18 protein-coding genes are annotated in these 14,928 nt (G+C 67.0%); 9 read left to right on the forward strand and 9 right to left on the reverse strand.

Translation table 11 applies throughout. The annotated features are described in order from the left end of the window. The first annotated feature begins 73 nt into the window (after positions 1–73). A complete protein-coding gene (locus tag F8O03_RS00750; RefSeq protein WP_151421967.1) occupies positions 74–1,306 on the forward strand; it encodes a Gfo/Idh/MocA family protein in 1,233 nt (410 codons plus the stop codon). 3 nt (positions 1,307–1,309) lie between these two features. Then, complete coding sequence (locus tag F8O03_RS00755; RefSeq protein WP_151421968.1) at positions 1,310–2,320, forward strand: sugar phosphate isomerase/epimerase family protein; 1,011 nt, start codon at positions 1,310–1,312, stop codon at positions 2,318–2,320. 109 nt (positions 2,321–2,429) lie between these two features. Here the strand turns inward: F8O03_RS00755 and F8O03_RS00760 are convergent, their stop codons facing one another. Next, entirely contained in the window at positions 2,430–2,930 is a 501-nt protein-coding gene (locus F8O03_RS00760; protein ID WP_151421969.1) for an Lrp/AsnC family transcriptional regulator, read from the reverse strand. A 91-nt stretch (positions 2,931–3,021) separates the two neighbouring features. Between F8O03_RS00760 and F8O03_RS00765 the strand changes: the two genes are divergently transcribed. From F8O03_RS00765 to deoC, 3 genes are all read left to right on the forward strand, one after another. Further along, a complete protein-coding gene (locus F8O03_RS00765) occupies positions 3,022–3,654 on the forward strand; it encodes a YitT family protein (RefSeq protein WP_151421970.1) in 633 nt (210 codons plus the stop codon). A 1,009-nt stretch (positions 3,655–4,663) separates the two neighbouring features. Continuing rightward, positions 4,664–5,089, forward strand: a complete 426-nt coding sequence (locus F8O03_RS00770; RefSeq protein WP_104251527.1) for an organic hydroperoxide resistance protein — start codon at positions 4,664–4,666, stop codon at positions 5,087–5,089. Beyond that, on the forward strand, positions 5,089–5,781 hold the full coding sequence (deoC, locus tag F8O03_RS00775) for a deoxyribose-phosphate aldolase (RefSeq protein WP_151421971.1): 693 nt from the start codon (positions 5,089–5,091) through the stop codon (positions 5,779–5,781). Before F8O03_RS00770 ends, deoC begins: the two co-directional genes overlap by 1 nt. 100 nt (positions 5,782–5,881) lie before the next feature. Here the strand turns inward: deoC and F8O03_RS00780 are convergent, their stop codons facing one another. The 5 genes from F8O03_RS00780 to F8O03_RS00800 all read right to left on the reverse strand — a co-directional run bounded on the left by F8O03_RS00780 (position 5,882) and on the right by F8O03_RS00800 (position 9,585). Beyond that, positions 5,882–6,211: a hypothetical protein gene (locus F8O03_RS00780; protein WP_151421972.1), complete on the reverse strand. Its 330-nt coding sequence runs from the start codon at positions 6,209–6,211 to the stop codon at positions 5,882–5,884. Between the two features lie 101 nt (positions 6,212–6,312). Next, on the reverse strand, positions 6,313–6,690 hold the full coding sequence (locus tag F8O03_RS00785) for a hypothetical protein (RefSeq protein WP_151421973.1): 378 nt from the start codon (positions 6,688–6,690) through the stop codon (positions 6,313–6,315). Then, positions 6,690–7,745 (reverse strand): DUF2599 domain-containing protein, encoded by a 1,056-nt coding sequence (locus F8O03_RS00790; RefSeq protein WP_151421974.1) that lies wholly within the window; start codon positions 7,743–7,745, stop codon positions 6,690–6,692. The genes F8O03_RS00785 and F8O03_RS00790 overlap by 1 nt, the downstream gene beginning before the upstream one ends. Before the next feature lie 146 nt (positions 7,746–7,891). Beyond that, a complete protein-coding gene (locus F8O03_RS00795) occupies positions 7,892–8,527 on the reverse strand; it encodes a GntR family transcriptional regulator (protein ID WP_151421975.1) in 636 nt (211 codons plus the stop codon). Then, positions 8,524–9,585 carry a cation diffusion facilitator family transporter gene (locus tag F8O03_RS00800; protein ID WP_104251533.1) on the reverse strand — a complete coding sequence of 354 codons (1,062 nt, stop codon included), beginning with the start codon at positions 9,583–9,585 and terminating at the stop codon, positions 8,524–8,526. Before F8O03_RS00800 ends, F8O03_RS00795 begins: the two co-directional genes overlap by 4 nt. Positions 9,586–9,673: 88 nt before the next feature. Between F8O03_RS00800 and F8O03_RS00805 the strand changes: the two genes are divergently transcribed. Then, positions 9,674–10,009 (forward strand): chorismate mutase, encoded by a 336-nt coding sequence (locus tag F8O03_RS00805; RefSeq protein ID WP_104251534.1) that lies wholly within the window; start codon positions 9,674–9,676, stop codon positions 10,007–10,009. A 27-nt stretch (positions 10,010–10,036) separates the two neighbouring features. On the opposite strand, the gene F8O03_RS00810 is transcribed toward F8O03_RS00805, so the two are convergent. After that, on the reverse strand, positions 10,037–11,224 hold the full coding sequence (locus tag F8O03_RS00810) for a MalY/PatB family protein (protein ID WP_151421976.1): 1,188 nt from the start codon (positions 11,222–11,224) through the stop codon (positions 10,037–10,039). 99 nt (positions 11,225–11,323) lie between these two features. Between F8O03_RS00810 and F8O03_RS00815 the strand changes: the two genes are divergently transcribed. Further along, positions 11,324–12,625, forward strand: coding sequence for an O-acetylhomoserine aminocarboxypropyltransferase/cysteine synthase family protein (locus F8O03_RS00815; protein WP_244295772.1), 1,302 nt, complete (start codon positions 11,324–11,326; stop codon positions 12,623–12,625). A gap of 152 nt (positions 12,626–12,777) precedes the next feature. Here F8O03_RS00815 and F8O03_RS00820 read toward each other — a convergent pair whose 3' ends face one another. After that, complete coding sequence (locus F8O03_RS00820; protein ID WP_151421977.1) at positions 12,778–13,314, reverse strand: CGNR zinc finger domain-containing protein; 537 nt, start codon at positions 13,312–13,314, stop codon at positions 12,778–12,780. Between the two features lie 26 nt (positions 13,315–13,340). Here F8O03_RS00820 and F8O03_RS00825 point away from each other — a divergent pair, with 26 nt between their 5' ends. Next, complete coding sequence (locus F8O03_RS00825; RefSeq protein WP_151421978.1) at positions 13,341–13,622, forward strand: hypothetical protein; 282 nt, start codon at positions 13,341–13,343, stop codon at positions 13,620–13,622. 105 nt (positions 13,623–13,727) lie between these two features. Next, a complete protein-coding gene (locus tag F8O03_RS00830) occupies positions 13,728–14,195 on the forward strand; it encodes a hypothetical protein (protein WP_151421979.1) in 468 nt (155 codons plus the stop codon). A gap of 250 nt (positions 14,196–14,445) precedes the next feature. On the opposite strand, the gene F8O03_RS00835 is transcribed toward F8O03_RS00830, so the two are convergent. After that, positions 14,446–14,910 (reverse strand): DIP1984 family protein, encoded by a 465-nt coding sequence (locus tag F8O03_RS00835; RefSeq protein WP_151421980.1) that lies wholly within the window; start codon positions 14,908–14,910, stop codon positions 14,446–14,448. Between the last annotated feature and the right edge of the window lie 18 nt (positions 14,911–14,928).

The following is a 14,928-nucleotide window of genomic DNA, read 5'->3' on the forward strand; positions in this document are numbered from 1 at the left end:
TGTCCACGCGGGGTGGAGCTCTCCTCCTCTCTGACTCCACCCCGCGTCGGCCTCCTGAACGAAAGAGTGAACAATGAGTCAAGACGCACAGCCGGAACTGGGCATCGGGATGGTCGGCTACGCCTTCATGGGTGCCGCACACTCGCAGGCGTGGCGCAACGCGCCCCGGTTCTTCGACCTGCCGCTCGCACCCCGCATGCGTGTCGTCGCGGGCCGCAACGCCGAGAAAGCGGCCAAGGCAGCCGACAAGCTCGGCTGGGCGTCGAGCACCACCGACTGGCGTGAGCTGCTGACACGCGACGATGTGCAGCTCATCGACATCTGCTCGCCCGGCGACACGCACGCCGAGATCGCGATCGCAGCCCTCGAAGCAGGCAAGCACGTGCTGTGCGAGAAGCCGCTCGCCAACACGGTCGAGGAGGCTGAGCGGATGAACGCCGCAGCCATCGCCGCCGAGGCGCGCGGCGTGCGAGCCATGGTCGGCTTCACGTACCGTCGCGTGCCGGCGATCAGGCTCGCGCAGCAGCTCGTCGCGGACGGCCGCATCGGCGACATCCGCCAGGTGCGGGCGCAGTACCTGCAGGACTGGCTCGCTGACGAGAACGCGCCGCTGTCGTGGCGCCTCGACAAGGAGAAGGCCGGATCCGGGGCCCTCGGGGACATCGGCGCGCACATCGTCGACCTCACCCACTTCATCACGGGGCAGCAGCTCAGCGGCGTCTCCGGGCTCGTGGAGACCTTCGTGAACGAGCGGCCCATCGCCGACGACTTCGCTGGCCTCTCCGGAACCGGTGGCAGCGAGCGGGGACCAGTCACCGTCGACGACGCAGCGGTCTTCTTCGGACGCCTGGAGAGCGGAGCGATCGCCGTGTTCGAGGCGACGCGCTTCGCGTACGGACGGAAGAACGCCATCCGCCTCGAGATCAACGGCACCAAGGGCTCGCTCGCCTTCGACTTCGAGGACATGAACGTGCTCGAGTACTTCGACGCGACCGGCGACCAGGCGACCGCCGGCTACACGCGCATCATCGTCACCGAACCAGACCACCATCCGTTCATCAAGGCCTGGTGGCCCGCCGGTCACGGCCTCGGGTACGAGCACGCCTTCACGCACCAGGCCGTCGAGCTCGTCGAGGACATCGCGGCCGAGCGGGCACCCGCACCCTCATTCGCGGACGGCCTCGCCGTGCAGCGAGTGCTCGCGGCCGTCGAGGAGAGCTCGGCGAACGGCAGCTCGTGGGTCACGATCCCCGTGTCCGCCGCCTCAGCACCGACACCCGTCGAATCAGAACTCCAGAGGAGCTAGCGCATGTCTCGTCCTGTCACGTTGTTCACCGGTCAGTGGGCTGATCTGCCGTTCGAGGAGGTTGCTCGGCTGGCGGGGGAGTGGGGCTACGACGGTCTCGAGATTGCCTGCTGGGGTGATCACCTGGATCCGTGGCGGTGGGATGACGCCGAGTACGTGGCCTCCAAGCTGGAGGTGCTGGAGCGCAATGGTTTGAAGGTGTGGACGATCTCGAACCATTTGAAGGGGCAGGTGGTGTGCGATGACCCCATCGATCAGCGGCATCGGGACATCGTGTCCGACCGGGTGTGGGGTGACGGCGAGCCGGAGGGGGTGCGTCAGCGCGCGGCGGAGGAGCTGAAGAACACGGCCCGCCTCGCGGCAGCGTTGGGCGTGAAGACGGTGACCGGGTTCACGGGGTCGAGCATTTGGAAGTATGTGGCGATGTTCCCTCCCGCCACGGAGGCGATGGTGGATGCGGGCTATCAGGACTTCGCGGACCGGTGGAACCCGATCCTGGATGTGTTCGAGGAGGTCGGGGTGCGGTTCGCGCATGAGGTGCACCCGTCGGAGATCGCGTACGACTACTGGACCACGAAGCGCGCGTTGGAGGCGATCGGGCATCGGGAGTCGTTCGGGTTGAACTGGGATCCGTCGCACATGGTGTGGCAGGACATCGACCCGGTGGGGTTCTTGTGGGACTTCCAGGACCGCATCTTCCATGTGCATTGCAAGGACACGAAGAAGCGCCTCAGCAATGGTCGCAACGGGCGGTTGTCGTCGCATCTGCCGTGGGCTGACCCACGCCGGGGCTGGGACTTCATCTCGACCGGGCACGGGGACGTGCCGTGGGAGGACTGCTTCCGCATGCTGAACGCGATCGGCTACGAGGGTCCGTTGTCGGTGGAGTGGGAGGATGCGGGCATGGACCGCCTGATCGGTGCGCCGGAGGCGCTGGGGTTCGTGCGCAAGCTCTCCACGTACCGACCCTCGGAGGCGGCGTTCGACTCGGCCTTCTCGACCAAGCAGGACTAAGCAGGGCCAGCCCGTGCCCCATCCCGTCGACAAGAGTGCGGCAGATGCACGCTCCCGAGGGTGGGAGCCTGCATCTGCCGCACTCTTCTGCGTGGGCGGGGCGGGTGAGTCAGGCCGGCGCGGGCGTGGATGCGCCGTCGGCGATGTCGTCGAGGATGCGCGTCAGCCGGTAGGGCACCACCTCGGAGAGCGACACCGTCGTGCTGGTCCGCGTGACGCCGGGCAGCTCGAGCATGGCCCGCGTCACCCGGTGCAGGTCGCTGGTGTCCTTCGCCACGACGCGCACGAGCAGATCGGCGTCACCGGTCGTGGAGTGCACCTCCACCACCTGAGCCATCTCACCGAGCCGCGTGTAGGCCTCGTCGGCGGCGTTCTGGCTGAGGGAGAGGGCGACGAACGCGGTAAGGGGGTATCCCAGCGAGGTCGCGTCGAGGCGGCGACTCTCAGGGGCGAGCATCCCCTCCCGCTGGAGGCGGGCGAGCCTGGCATGCACCGTGTTGCGAGCCACGCCCAGCTCGCGGGCGAGGGCCAGCACGGAGGCTCCCGGCTGGTGGTCGAGCGCCCGGATGATCCGCGCATCCAGGGCATCGAAGCCGCGCTGACTGGTCATATCTCTCCCTCACGAGAAGCTTGTTATGCAGAATGCTCAACCGAAGCACCCTGTCTTGCGCAGAATACCTTCGGGGGGTGAAGCTTCGCGCATGACCGAAGCAGCTGTGCGTGTCCCTGAACTCGTCGAGCCCCCACGGCACCGAGCCATCGACGACATCGCCGGTCTCGCGGTCGGTGCCCTCGTCATCTCGTTCGGGCTGTTCCTGCTCAAGTCCGGTGGTCTCGTCACGGGGGGCACGGCAGGCCTCTCGCTGCTCCTCGGCTACGTGCTGCCCATCCCGTTCGGCGCGATCTTCGTCGTCGTCAACCTGCCGTTCTTCGCGCTCGCTGCGAGGGGGAAGGGGTGGCGGTTCGTCGCGAGAAGCCTCGTCTCGATCGTGCTCGTCTCACTGCTCACATCGCTGCACGCATCCACGGTCGGGCCGCTGGAGCTGCACCCCGTGTACGCGGCGATCCTCGGCAACGTGCTCTGCGGGGTCGGGCTGCTGATCCTCTTCCGCCACAACTCGAGCCTCGGGGGCTTCACGGTGGTCGCGCTCGTCGTGCAAGACCGATTCGGATTCCGGGCCGGGTATGTGCTGCTCGCCCTCGACCTGTGCGTCGTGCTCGCGTCGTTCACGGTCCTCGCGCCCGTCCTCGTGCTGGTCTCTGCGCTGGGCGCCGGTGTTCTGAGCGGCATCATCATGCTCAACCACCGCCCGGGGCGGTACCGCGCGTCCTGACCGCGGGCGAGGGCGAAGCTGCTGGGCCCGGGGCGTTGTCGTCCGGGTGTGGCCATTTTCTCGGACTGCTGCGTCGATCCTGGCGAGCCTGAGGTTCGACGTCGGATGCGGACGGTCTCGGCGCCTCTGCGATGCAGAAGGGCGGCGAACCCGATGGGTTCGCCGCCCTTGGACTCTCACGAGGCAGAGACGCATGCGCGCGATTGCCTCGTGAAAGTAGTGATGGGCACCAACCTCCCCCGAAGTTGGTGCCCATCGTCCCCTGCCGCGGTCGCCGTGGCGAGTGATGCAGTTGGGCGTCGTCCCCCGATGACGCCCGCCCCGGTGTCGATTGGGGCCCGCAATTCCTCAAACCCGGCGTTACGCGCCGGCGCGGGGAGTATTTGGTTGCTCTCTGTTCCGTTGTGGTTCTCGAGCCGAGACTCGAGATCGGGGGAGGTGATGTCGGTACTTCCGAATCCAGCTTCGCTTTCGTGAAGCGGCTCGGATTGAGCTTGTCTCGCTCATCACTGGAAGGAAACTAACACGACAAGTGGCCGCGAATGCACTCTCTGGGGGTCCGAATAGGCGCATTTAGTCCATGGATATCGTCCGCGCGCCGCCTGGTTGGTCGGGCACGCGAAATCCCCATGTGACCAGGGGAGTTCCACCCGGATCGCCCTCGTCGTAGCTGAGGCCTCAGGTATTGGGCGGTGGAGCCTTGTCGCTGAGGGTGATTCGGCGAATCACGGCGGCGGATTCGTGTTCTCTTGACCTCTGCAACGTGATCCCCAGAAGCTGCTCCGAGGTCGACACGTCGTGCTCCAGCCTGCTGACAGTGCGGGGTGGGCGGAGCGCGGATGGACCTCGTCCTGCGTCGGCATCAGCCCCCGTGCAGATGGGAGCTGGCGAGACACGGTTCGCTTCCCGATCATCGAGTCGGAGTGGCTCAGTGTTCGCCAGAGCGTTCTGGCGCGCGTCGAGTGCGGGCACTGAGCGTTTCCATCACGAGTCGTGGTTCCATGGACTCATGACGACTCCTGTGTACACCGCAATTGCCCACGCTTCCGGTGGTGGCCGCGACGGCCACGTGCGATCTGAAGACGACCGCATCGACCTCGACACGCGTCCCCCCAAGGAGATGGGTGGCAGCGGCGAGGGCACCAACCCAGAGCAGCTCTTCGCGGCCGGCTACTCGGCCTGCTTCCTCGGCGCGTTCCATGCGGCAGGAAAGCAGCTCGAGAAGGACACGAAGGATGCGGCGGTCTCGACCTCCGTGGGGATCGGCAAGCGCGAGCCCACGGGCTTCGAGCTCTCGGTCGTCCACGACGTGTACGCGCCGAACCTCTCCGCCGAGGAGACCGCTGAGGTCGCTCGCGTCGCGCACGAGGACATCTGCCCGTACTCGCACGCCACTCGCGGCAACGTCGACGTGCAGATCAACGTCGTCAGCTGATGACCGAGTTCAACGGACAGGCGGACTCTGCCGACCAGGTCACGAGGGCAGAACTGGCCAGCATCGTGGACCACACGCTGCTGAAGACGGACGCGACGCCGAACCAGGTTGTCGCTCTCCTCGATGAGGCCAAGGCGCTCAAGGCGTTCTCGATCTGCGTCTCCCCCAACATGCTGCCCGTGCAGGGTGAAGCCGGAGACGTGAAGATCGCGACCGTCATCGGCTTCCCGTCCGGGAAGCACCACTCGGCGATCAAGGCTGCAGAAGCGGCGAGAGCTGTCGCGGACGGGGCCGACGAGCTCGACATGGTGATCGACATCGGCATGCTCAAGGCAGGCCGTGCTGACCTCGTGCAGGCTGACGTGGCTGCAGTGCGCGTTGCGGCGCCGCATGCGCTGCTCAAGGTCATCATCGAGTCCGCGGCCCTCACCGACGACGAGATCGTCGCGGCCTGCGAAGCCTCCGAGGCGGCCGGTGCCGACTACGTGAAGACGTCGACGGGGTTCTCGGCGGCCGGGGGAGCATCCACTCACGCCGTCGCGCTCATGAGGAAGACGGTCGGCGAGCGGCTCGGCGTGAAGGCGTCTGGCGGCATCCGCTCGACGGCTGATGCGCTTGCCATGGTCGAGGCCGGTGCGTCGCGGCTCGGACTGTCCGGCACGGCAGCCGTCCTCGACGGGCTGCCCGCCTAGGCGCTCGCTTGCACGCGAAACGCGCGTCGCCCCTCCGGGTGACGCGCGTTCCGCATGTGTGGCGCTCATTCTGCGACGTGCAGGCGACGACGCCTCGAGGTCACGGGGCGGTGGCGCCGATCGCCTCCGGATCCTCCTTCCCCGACTGGAGCGCGTTCTCGAGGACGAAGGTCACGAATTCCTTGTCCTCGACGGGCACGCCCTCAGACCACCGCAGGAGGAAGATCCCTCGCACGAGTTCGTCGTCCGGCTGCTTCGCCGCGGCGGCTGAGTCTTCAGACGGGAACTTCAGGAAGAGCCCCTGGTCGGCTTGCAGCGCTTCCACGCAGTCGACCATCGCACCGCAGACGGTCTCCGTGACGTCCCTTTGATTCGTCAGCTCTTCCGCGGCTTCCGTGTCCCACACGTAGCGGAGCTCTATGTCATGCACCGTGACACATGCGGTCAGGACAAGGACCGGAATGAGCAGAACTGAGATACGGAGCCAGCGATTCACCGGCGTCCTCCTGTCGTCTTTCTTGGAGTGGACGCCTATTCGGAGGTCCCGGAGTTTCGAAGCATGTACTCGATGTACTCCTTGTCCTGTGCGGGAATATCCTGCTTCCAGCGAATGAGGAAGATGTCGCGAATCTGCACGTCACCCTCAATTCGGGCTGCGTCCGCGTCCTCTTTCGAAGAGAATTTGAAGGCATCCGCCTGGTCTGAGCTGAACGCCTCTACACACGCGCCTGCACCTTCACAGGCCTGCGCTGTCACGTCCTCCTGTGACGTCAGGATCGTCGGGGCTTCTGTATCCCAAACCCCCGCGAGCGTCACGTCGTCCCGCAGGTAATCGCAAGCAGTCAGGAGAACTCCGGGCACGACCAGCAGAACTGCACACGACATCCACTTCAACGCCTGGTGCTTCACTAGGGATTTCCGTTGGAGTAGTTCCAGTTGCACTTGTGCCGGAAGACCTCGTGCCAGTTCTCCCTAGGGAGCGATGGGCGATACGGCTCCAGGTCCCAGGTCGGGTTCGTCAGCACATCGATGCCGTAGACCGCGTGGCAGTAATACTGCTGCCGGGTCGAGTGGTTGATGTTGTATCGACCGGGCGACCTGTTCGCGAACTCATTCCATCCGTCGGCCATGATGATCGACAAGCCGATGTTGGGGGCCTGGGGCGTGTTCACCGCCCCCATGCGGATCGCGCGATTCCAGCCGGATGGCTTCAGGACATGCACGCCGTTGATCCACCTGACGTAGTCGAACAGGTTGGTGCCCCAGAACGGGTCGGCGACAACCGGGTACTGGAAGTCGCCGGCCAGATGCTCCACGACCTGGACAACCTGGGTGCCTGTGACTTCGTAGTGCGTTGGAACCTCGACGCCGTTCGCGTCCTTGGCCCAGGCCGGTGCCACTCCGCCGAGCAGGGAGCCGTCGGCGGCTCGCAAGAACAGGGCGCCGTCATCGGCCTCCTGGATGTACGAGAGTCCGGCTGCGTCGAATTGGTAGGGGATCTCCTGGGTCATCGTCCCTTCCGCGATGGTGGAGACCACCTGCACCGAGCCGTCTTCCTTGACCACTGCGGTGGAGCTGATGCCACTCGCGTGATCCGCGAAGAGCGTCCCTTCGTTCGTGATGTCGGCTGGCGTCTCTGCCCCCGTCGCCTGCACGAGGGACATCGTGACGGCGCCGCCGTCGGCCGGGTCCACTTCGATGGAGCTCGAGCTGGCTTCTAAGGAGACGGTCATTCGCTCCGTCTGGTCGCCTCCGGGGTCGATCTCCGCGGTCGCTTCGGAGTCGCTGGCGACGATGTCCTCGTGGAGGTTGTCGAAGACCTCCGGCGTGACCTCCTCGATGGCCTCCTGCGACTCCGATTCGCTCGGTGTCTCCCCTGCCTGGTCTGCCTGTGCGGGCGCGGCGCTCATGATGGCGATGCCCATGAGCCCGGCCAGCGCGGCGGCTGCAACTTTTCGTTTCATGTTCCCCCCGGTTCGAAAGTGCTACTTATGAGTAGCGCGATCGACCCTACAGGGATTCGGGCAGCATTTGGCCCGGTCCATGACTACGCACGAGAGTGCCGACATGTCCCGGAACCCGTGCGCCGTCGTGCTCTCGTGCGGGCGCTTCAGGCGCGGGTCAGGTGTCGGTGCACCGCCGCGTGGATGCCCTCGATGTCACCCCGCTCCGTGAGCTGGACGAGGGCTTCGTGGTGTGTGCTGAAGTCGCCGAGTGGCGGATGCGCGCCGACACCGTGCGATGAGCAGATCAGCGATTCGGTGGCGATCGTCGCGTACGCGCGGGAGAGCCGGGAGTTGCCTGCGCTGTCCACGAAGCGGCTGTGGAACTCGTGGTCGAGGCGCAGCGTGCGCGCCTCCTGGTTCGCTCGGATGGCGGTGTTGAGCTCAGCTGCGATCGAGGAGAGCGCAGTTGCGATGCGTGCGCGTTCGACCGCGGGCTTGGCGGCGATCACGGCTGCCGCGGCGCATTCGAGCACCTCGCGGGCCGCGAAGATCTCCGCCGCGTCATCATCGGTCAGCTCGCGGACGAACACCCCGCGGTTGCGTCTGCTCTCGAGGAGGCCCTCCTGTACGAGCCGCTGCAGGGCTTCGCGGACCGGGCCTCTGGATACCTGGAAGTCGCCGGCGAGGCGCGCCTCGTTCATCTGGGCGCCCGGCGCGTAGGTGCCATCGACGACGCGTTCGCGGAGATGCTCGGCGATGATCGCCGAGGTCGGCTGGCTCTGCAATCCGGTGGACGTCATGAGTGCAGCTGCCCCGAGTGAGCCTCGTGTCCGACGTGGGCGGCCGGTTCCACCTGGAACGTGCTGTGGCTCGTCTCGAAGTGTCCTTTCAAGCAGGCGTCGAGTTCGCAGAGCACGGCGTCGAGTCCCCGCTCGTCGAGGGCCTCCGGTGCTACGACGACGTGGGCCGAGAACATGGGGACTCCGGAGGTGATGGTCCACGCGTGGACGTCGTGCACATCCACGACCCCCGGAACGGAGCGGAGGTGCTCGCGGGTGGCGTCGAGGTCGACGTTCTTGGGCGTCGCCTCCATGAGCACGTCGACGACCTCGCGGAGGAGGCTGATCGCCCTGGGGAAGATGAGGACGGCGATGAGGATGGATGCGATCTGATCGGCCACCATCCAGCCCGTCACCCAGATGACGATGGCGGCGATGATGACGGCGACTGAACCCAGCAGGTCGCCGAGCACCTCGAGGTACGCGCCGCGCACGTTGAGGCTCTCCTTCTGTCCAGAGCGAAGCACCAGCAGCGACACGAGGTTCGCGAGAGCGCCGATGACAGCGGCGGCCAGCATGATGCCTGACTCGATCTCGACCTCCTGCCCGAAGCGTCGGATGGCCTCGATGAAGATCGTCACGGCGATGACGCCGAGGATGAGGCCATTGGTGAGCGCGGCGAGCACCTCGGCGCGCTGGAAGCCGAAGGTCCGGCGCGAGGATGCGGGCAGCGTGGCAACGTAGCTCGCGAGCAGTGCGACGGTGACGCCGGCGGCATCGGTCAGCATGTGTCCGGCGTCGGCGAGGAGGGAGAGCGAGTTCGAGGCGAAGGCGCCGATCACCTGCACGAGGAACACGCTTGCAGTGATTGCGAGCACGATGACGAGCTTCTTGCGGTGCTTGCCCGTCGCCGTGGTGTGGTCGCCGAGGCCGTGGCTGTGGCCGTGCCCGTCGTCACCCTCGTGTGCGCGGTCGACGCACGGATGCGCGGGGCTGAAGGCCTCCCCGCCGGCGTGGTCGTGCTCCGACGGGTGGTCGCCCTGGGGGGTGGCGTCGTCTGGCTCGTGGGGGCTTGGCATGTGCCCAGGGTAGTCCGAATGTCGATTGTTGACAATGTTGGCGGTCGGCGACTTCTCGTCGTCTGGCGACCCCCGCTAGGCTCGTCCCATGCCTTCTTCGACCGACGCCCCCACCCACGCAGAGCACGCGGCGGATGACGCGGCACTGCGTCGCCTGACCTCGATCCGGGGAAGCATCGACAACATCGACGCCGCGCTGGTGCACATGCTCGCGGAGCGCTTCAAGTTCACCACGCTGGTGGGTGAGCTGAAGGCTGAATACGGCCTCCCTCCCGCCGACCCCGACCGGGAGCGCCGTCAGATCCTCCGATTGCGTCAGCTCGCGGAGGAGTCGCACCTTGACCCCGAGTTCGCGGAGACCTTCATCAACTTCATCATCGCCGAGGTGATCCGCCACCACGAGCGCATCGCGGAGCAGGGCTAGCGGCCGAGGTGTCGCTTGCGCCCGCTTCTAGCGAGCGGCGAGCGCGTCCGCCATCCGTTGGATGATCTCCTCCAGCACCGGCTTGGGCGTCGCGAAGACGATGCGCACGTACTGCTCGAAGCCGGCCCCACAGGAGGCTCCGGCCGTGAGGGTGACGCCGGCGTTGTCGAGGAAGAACTTTGCCGGCGGGCCGTCGATCTCGAGCGCTGACACGTCGAGCCATGCCACGTAGGTCGACTCGGGCACGACCGCTCGGACGCCGGGGAGGTGCTCGGCGATGAGCGCGAAGAGCAGCTCCCGGTTCTCGATGAGCGCCCCGTTGACGTCGTCGAGCCACTCGTCGCTGCTGCTGTACGCGGCTTCGGCCGCGAAGGCGCCGAGGATCGAGGACCCCCAGACGACGCCGAATCCGAACGTTCGGTAGTGCTCGAGGTCGTCGTCGTTCGTGAAGATGATCTGGGCGGATTTGAGGCCGGCGACGTTCCAGGCCTTCGACGCCGCCGTGGACGTGACGGAGTGACGCGCGGCTTCGGCGGAGATGGATGCGTAGGGGATGTGCGGCGGCCCGTCGAGGGTGAGGGGCGCCCAGATCTCGTCGGCGAACACGCGGCCGCCGCCGCGTTCGACGATGTCGGCAAGACGGAGCAGCTCCTCGCGTGTGTAGATCGCACCGGTCGGGTTGTGCGGGTTGACGAGGACGACATTCGCCGGCCCGTTCGCGAAGGCGCGCTCGATGCCGTCGAAGTCGAGCGTCCACCGGGTGCCCTCGATCACGCCGGGCACTTCGATGGTCTCGCGCCCCTGCAGTGCCTCGGTCACGAGGAACGGCATGTAGGCGGGTGTCGGCACGATGATGGGGGAGCCCGGCGCGGTGAAGTGGCGCACGAACACGTCGAAGGCGCCCATGACGTCGGCGATGTGGTGGATGCGCTCGGGGTCGACCGCCCACCCGTAGCGCCGTTCGAAGAAGGCGGATGCTGCCGCCGTGGTCCGCGCCCAGGTCGGTGGGGCGAGGTAGCCGAGCTCGTCCTTGGCGACGGCGCCGAGGATCGCCTCGCGCACGTTCGAGGCCGTCCCGAAATCCATCTCCGCGACCCACGCGCCGATCGTGCCCTCGTTGAGGCTCCACTTTCGGCTGTCGGGGCGGTCGAGCTCGTCGCGGGTGATCGCGTCGAAGCGTGATGTGGACTCGGTCTTGCTGATGGGCGAGGGCATGGGGGAAGCGTAGCCACGTGATCGCTTGGGGCCCTCCGCGTATTTCCAAAGGTTTCGCCGCGGCTCCACAAGCGGACCCGACTTCCGTACGTTGACCGTGTGGCCATTGAAGAGCGAAACGAACAGACCTTTGCGACCAGGCAGATCCACGCCGGCGCGGTCGTCGACAGTGACGTCGGCGCGCGCGTGACCCCGATCTACCAGAGCGCGGGGTACGTCTTCCCGTCCTACGACGAGGCTGAGGCGCGCTTCTCCGGCGAGAGCGTCGGACGGGCGTACTCGCGCGGCGACAACCCGACGAACGTCGTCGCGGGAAAGCGCATCGCGAACCTCGAGGGTGGGCGCAACGGGCTCGTCGTCTCGAGCGGGCAGGCGGCCATCGCGATGACGCTCTTCTCGCTTGCCGCATCCGGTGACCACATCCTCTCCACGGCCAGCCTGTATGGCGGCACGCGTCAGCTCTTCGATGGCAGCCTCACTCGGCAGGGTCTGAACTTCGAGTTCCTCACGGCCGAGGCGACCGAGGAGGACTGGCTCGCCCGGGTGCGTCCGGAGACGCGCGCCGTCTACACGGAGTCGATCCCCAACCCGAAGAACGACGTCGTCGACCTCGAGCTCCTCGGCCGGGTCGCGGCGAAGGCTGGCGTTCCGCTCATCGTCGACAACACGGTCGCGACGCCCTACCTGTGTCGGCCCATCGAGTGGGGCGCGGACATCGTGATCCACTCGACGTCGAAGTGGTTGTCGGGCCACGGCTCGGTCATCGGCGGCGTCATCATCGACGCCGGCAAGTTCGACTGGGCGGCGAACTCGGAACGGTTCCCGCACTTCACGAAAGGCTCCTTCGAGGGGGCGCCGTCGTTCATCGAGCGCTACGGCGCCGACACGTTCATCAGCTACGTGAAGTCGGTGACGGTGCTCGACTACGGCCCCACGGTGCCGCCGACGAGCACCTTCCTGCTGCTGCACGGCATCGAGACGCTGTCGCTGCGGATGGAACGGCACGTCGAGAACGCGCAACGCGTCGCGGAGTGGCTCGAGGCACGTCCCGAGGTCGGCTCGGTCGACTACTCGGGCCTGCCGTCGAACGCCTACTACGAGCTCGCGCAGAAGTACCTCCCGGATGGGGCCGGCTCGGTGGTCTCCTTCGACCTGCCCGGCGGGCCGGAAGCGGCGCGGAAGTTCGTGGAGGCCCTCGAGCTGGTCAGCCACATGACGCACATCGGCGACGTGCGGACGCTGGCGCTCCACATGCAGTCGACGATCTTCAAGCGCTCCTCGCAGGAGCAGCGCGACGAGGCCGGGGTGACGCCAGGGCTCATCCGCCTGTCGATCGGCATCGAGGGGATCGACGACATCCTCACCGACCTCGAGCGGGGACTCGAGGCGACCAAGGCGTAACCGGGCGCGCGCATCCCGCCTGCCGGTCGCACCGGTTGCCCCATCCACGTGAGTTTGCGGCGTTTCTGCGTCCTTGATGGGTTTCGGCGAAGCGCGTGATGGGTTTTGGTGACGCTGATGGGTTTTTCGTCATCACCGTTCACCGAAACCCATCACGCACGCTCGCGAGACCGGTGCCGGCGAACGGCCGCGCGGTTCGCGCATCGCACCGAGCAGTACCGCTGGCGCCCGTTGCGGGTCGTGTCGACGACCACGTTCCTGCACTCGTCGCCGGCGTCGAGCCCGGCCGCGCACCTGCTCAGGCGGTGCATCCCTCGCGTGGTGAGGTGCAGGGCCGTGCCCACCGTGATCACTGCGAGCAGGATGTCCGGCAGCGACATGTCCCAGTCCCGGTAGTGGAGGTGCCACCCCTCGCTGTCGTGGTTCGTGAGGCGCGGATAGGCCGTGGCTGCCGCCATGAGGGTGTTCAGCACGTCAGCGCGCTGCTCGTCGGTGGGCGCATCCACGACCCTGAGCCAGTCATCGACCACGGCGCGTGTGCGCGTGTGGTCGTCGGCCTCCGGTGGGAACGGCATCGTCATGCCATGTTCGCGCGTTCGGGCGAGCAGGGCGGGGCGGTCTGCTGGCCAGTCGTTGGCGAGGGATGCGGCGAGCTCGACCGCGTATTCGCCGTAAGGGTTGAGATGCATAAGGCTATTACACCAGGGTCGAGGGTATGAAGAAGCTGACCCCCGCAGACGACTCCGCAACGCGCCCCATCCGGCTCCCGAACACGACAGCCCGCGCCCGCCAGCACGTCCGCGCATCCGCCACGGGTTGCGCCGAGCACGGCTGGACGACGGCATCCCGCCACTCGACCTCGCTCGGCACGGTCGTCTACAGCGCATGTGCGACCTGCGGAGCGTACCGGGCCGAGCTGCTCGAAGCACGCGCCCTCTTCCCCGAGCCCATCTCGCGCGCGATCGCGAGCGCCCCAGCGCAGTCCGCCGGGGCATGAGCGCGCACGCACGCGGCCCGTCGGCGCCGCATCCATCTCCGGGATGACCAAGTTCACCACTTCGGATGACGCGTTCGACCCGGTCCAACACCTAGGGTCGAAGACGTGCACCCCCGTCGATCCGTCGCCTTCGCAGCCCTCAGCATGCTCGCCGCGGCCTCGCTCTCGGCGTGCGCGACGCCCGAGCCAGTGCGGCTGCTCGACCACCTCTCGGTGAACGAGCTCTCGGCCACGATGGAGATCGACGAGCTGCTCCCCGACGACGCATCCGCGTTCGTGCTCGGCTGCCCGTACAGCGACGTGGACGCGCTCGCCGCGAACTCCGGCATCGACCGCAACCGGTTCCGCATCGGCGACCGCCACCTGCCCGGGCTCACCACCGACGGCCCGATCGCCCTGCTGCCGGTCATCGACGGCAAGGTGCGTCCGGGGGTGTCCTACAACACGCAGGACGTGTCCATGTGCGGGACGCACGACACGACGGTCGTCGAGCGAGGCTCCACGCTCACCTTCGCCCAAGACGGATACGGGCAGTGGTTCGCTGTCTCCGTGCAGTCAGGCAAGCAGGTCTGAAGCACCGTCGCTCCGGCCCGCCGCGGTGAGGTCCCCGATCCCGCCCTCGACGCCCGGCCAGCACATGGTGATGAGGTGTCCTGCGTGCGCGGTTCCCGGTGAGGGGTGCTGGGCTGAAGTGTGACGGCCGAAGCCGTGACGCTGCCCACCGCGTCGACAGGTGGACTGGAAACCGCCAGCCCTCGGTGTGTGCTCGCGCCGTTCGCCTACCGACTCACCGCGTCTTCGTCTGCTTGCTGGTCCTCGGGCCTCAGGCCTCGAGGAGCTCGACCTCCCAGTTCGTGCGTTGGATGACGACATCGAGCTCGCGCAGCGCCTGAGCGACACCGTCCGCTTTGGCTCGCACGTCGCGCACAGGCAGGGCTGACATCTGCCGCAGCTCGCTGCGCATCTGCCGCTGTCCCCACGACCCTGCCGCCGCATCCGCCGCCCGAACCAGGATGCTGTGCTGACTGCGCAGCGTCTCGCGGGCAGCGAGGAGGGCCGTTATCGTGCGCCCGTCCTCCGTCGGCGCGGTGGCGTTCGTGATGTTGATCGATGTGACGAGTCGCTCGAGCTGCAGCAGGCGGGTGGCGCACTCGTCGAGGAGCTCGGCGGCGTCTTCCGTCGGCTGCTCACCCTCCTGATAGGAGGCGTTCGCGACGATGCGAGCCTGCAGCGACTCGATGCGCTTCTGCAGGTCGGCGCGCTCCAGGAGCGCTTCGGCGAGTTTCATGCGTCCACGATCTCACGT

This window comes from Pseudoclavibacter terrae, assembly GCF_008831075.1.
GTDB classification, from domain to species: Bacteria; Actinomycetota; Actinomycetes; order Actinomycetales; family Microbacteriaceae; genus Pseudoclavibacter; species Pseudoclavibacter terrae.

What these genes read in the sequence shown, in the direction of transcription:
- F8O03_RS00750 (WP_151421967.1), top strand. Translation starts at nt 74, where the DNA reads ATGAGTCAAGACGCACAGCCGGAACTGGGCATCGGGATGGTCGGCTAC.
- F8O03_RS00755 (WP_151421968.1), top strand. Translation starts at nt 1,310, where the DNA reads ATGTCTCGTCCTGTCACGTTGTTCACCGGTCAGTGGGCTGATCTGCCG.
- F8O03_RS00760 (WP_151421969.1), bottom strand. Translation starts at nt 2,930, where the DNA reads ATGACCAGTCAGCGCGGCTTCGATGCCCTGGATGCGCGGATCATCCGG.
- F8O03_RS00765 (WP_151421970.1), top strand. Translation starts at nt 3,022, where the DNA reads ATGACCGAAGCAGCTGTGCGTGTCCCTGAACTCGTCGAGCCCCCACGG.
- F8O03_RS00770 (WP_104251527.1), top strand. Translation starts at nt 4,664, where the DNA reads ATGACGACTCCTGTGTACACCGCAATTGCCCACGCTTCCGGTGGTGGC.
- deoC (WP_151421971.1), top strand. Translation starts at nt 5,089, where the DNA reads ATGACCGAGTTCAACGGACAGGCGGACTCTGCCGACCAGGTCACGAGG.
- F8O03_RS00790 (WP_151421974.1), bottom strand. Translation starts at nt 7,745, where the DNA reads ATGAAACGAAAAGTTGCAGCCGCCGCGCTGGCCGGGCTCATGGGCATC.
- F8O03_RS00795 (WP_151421975.1), bottom strand. Translation starts at nt 8,527, where the DNA reads ATGACGTCCACCGGATTGCAGAGCCAGCCGACCTCGGCGATCATCGCC.
- F8O03_RS00800 (WP_104251533.1), bottom strand. Translation starts at nt 9,585, where the DNA reads ATGCCAAGCCCCCACGAGCCAGACGACGCCACCCCCCAGGGCGACCAC.
- F8O03_RS00805 (WP_104251534.1), top strand. Translation starts at nt 9,674, where the DNA reads ATGCCTTCTTCGACCGACGCCCCCACCCACGCAGAGCACGCGGCGGAT.
- F8O03_RS00810 (WP_151421976.1), bottom strand. Translation starts at nt 11,224, where the DNA reads ATGCCCTCGCCCATCAGCAAGACCGAGTCCACATCACGCTTCGACGCG.
- F8O03_RS00820 (WP_151421977.1), bottom strand. Translation starts at nt 13,314, where the DNA reads ATGCATCTCAACCCTTACGGCGAATACGCGGTCGAGCTCGCCGCATCC.
- F8O03_RS00825 (WP_151421978.1), top strand. Translation starts at nt 13,341, where the DNA reads ATGAAGAAGCTGACCCCCGCAGACGACTCCGCAACGCGCCCCATCCGG.
- F8O03_RS00835 (WP_151421980.1), bottom strand. Translation starts at nt 14,910, where the DNA reads ATGAAACTCGCCGAAGCGCTCCTGGAGCGCGCCGACCTGCAGAAGCGC.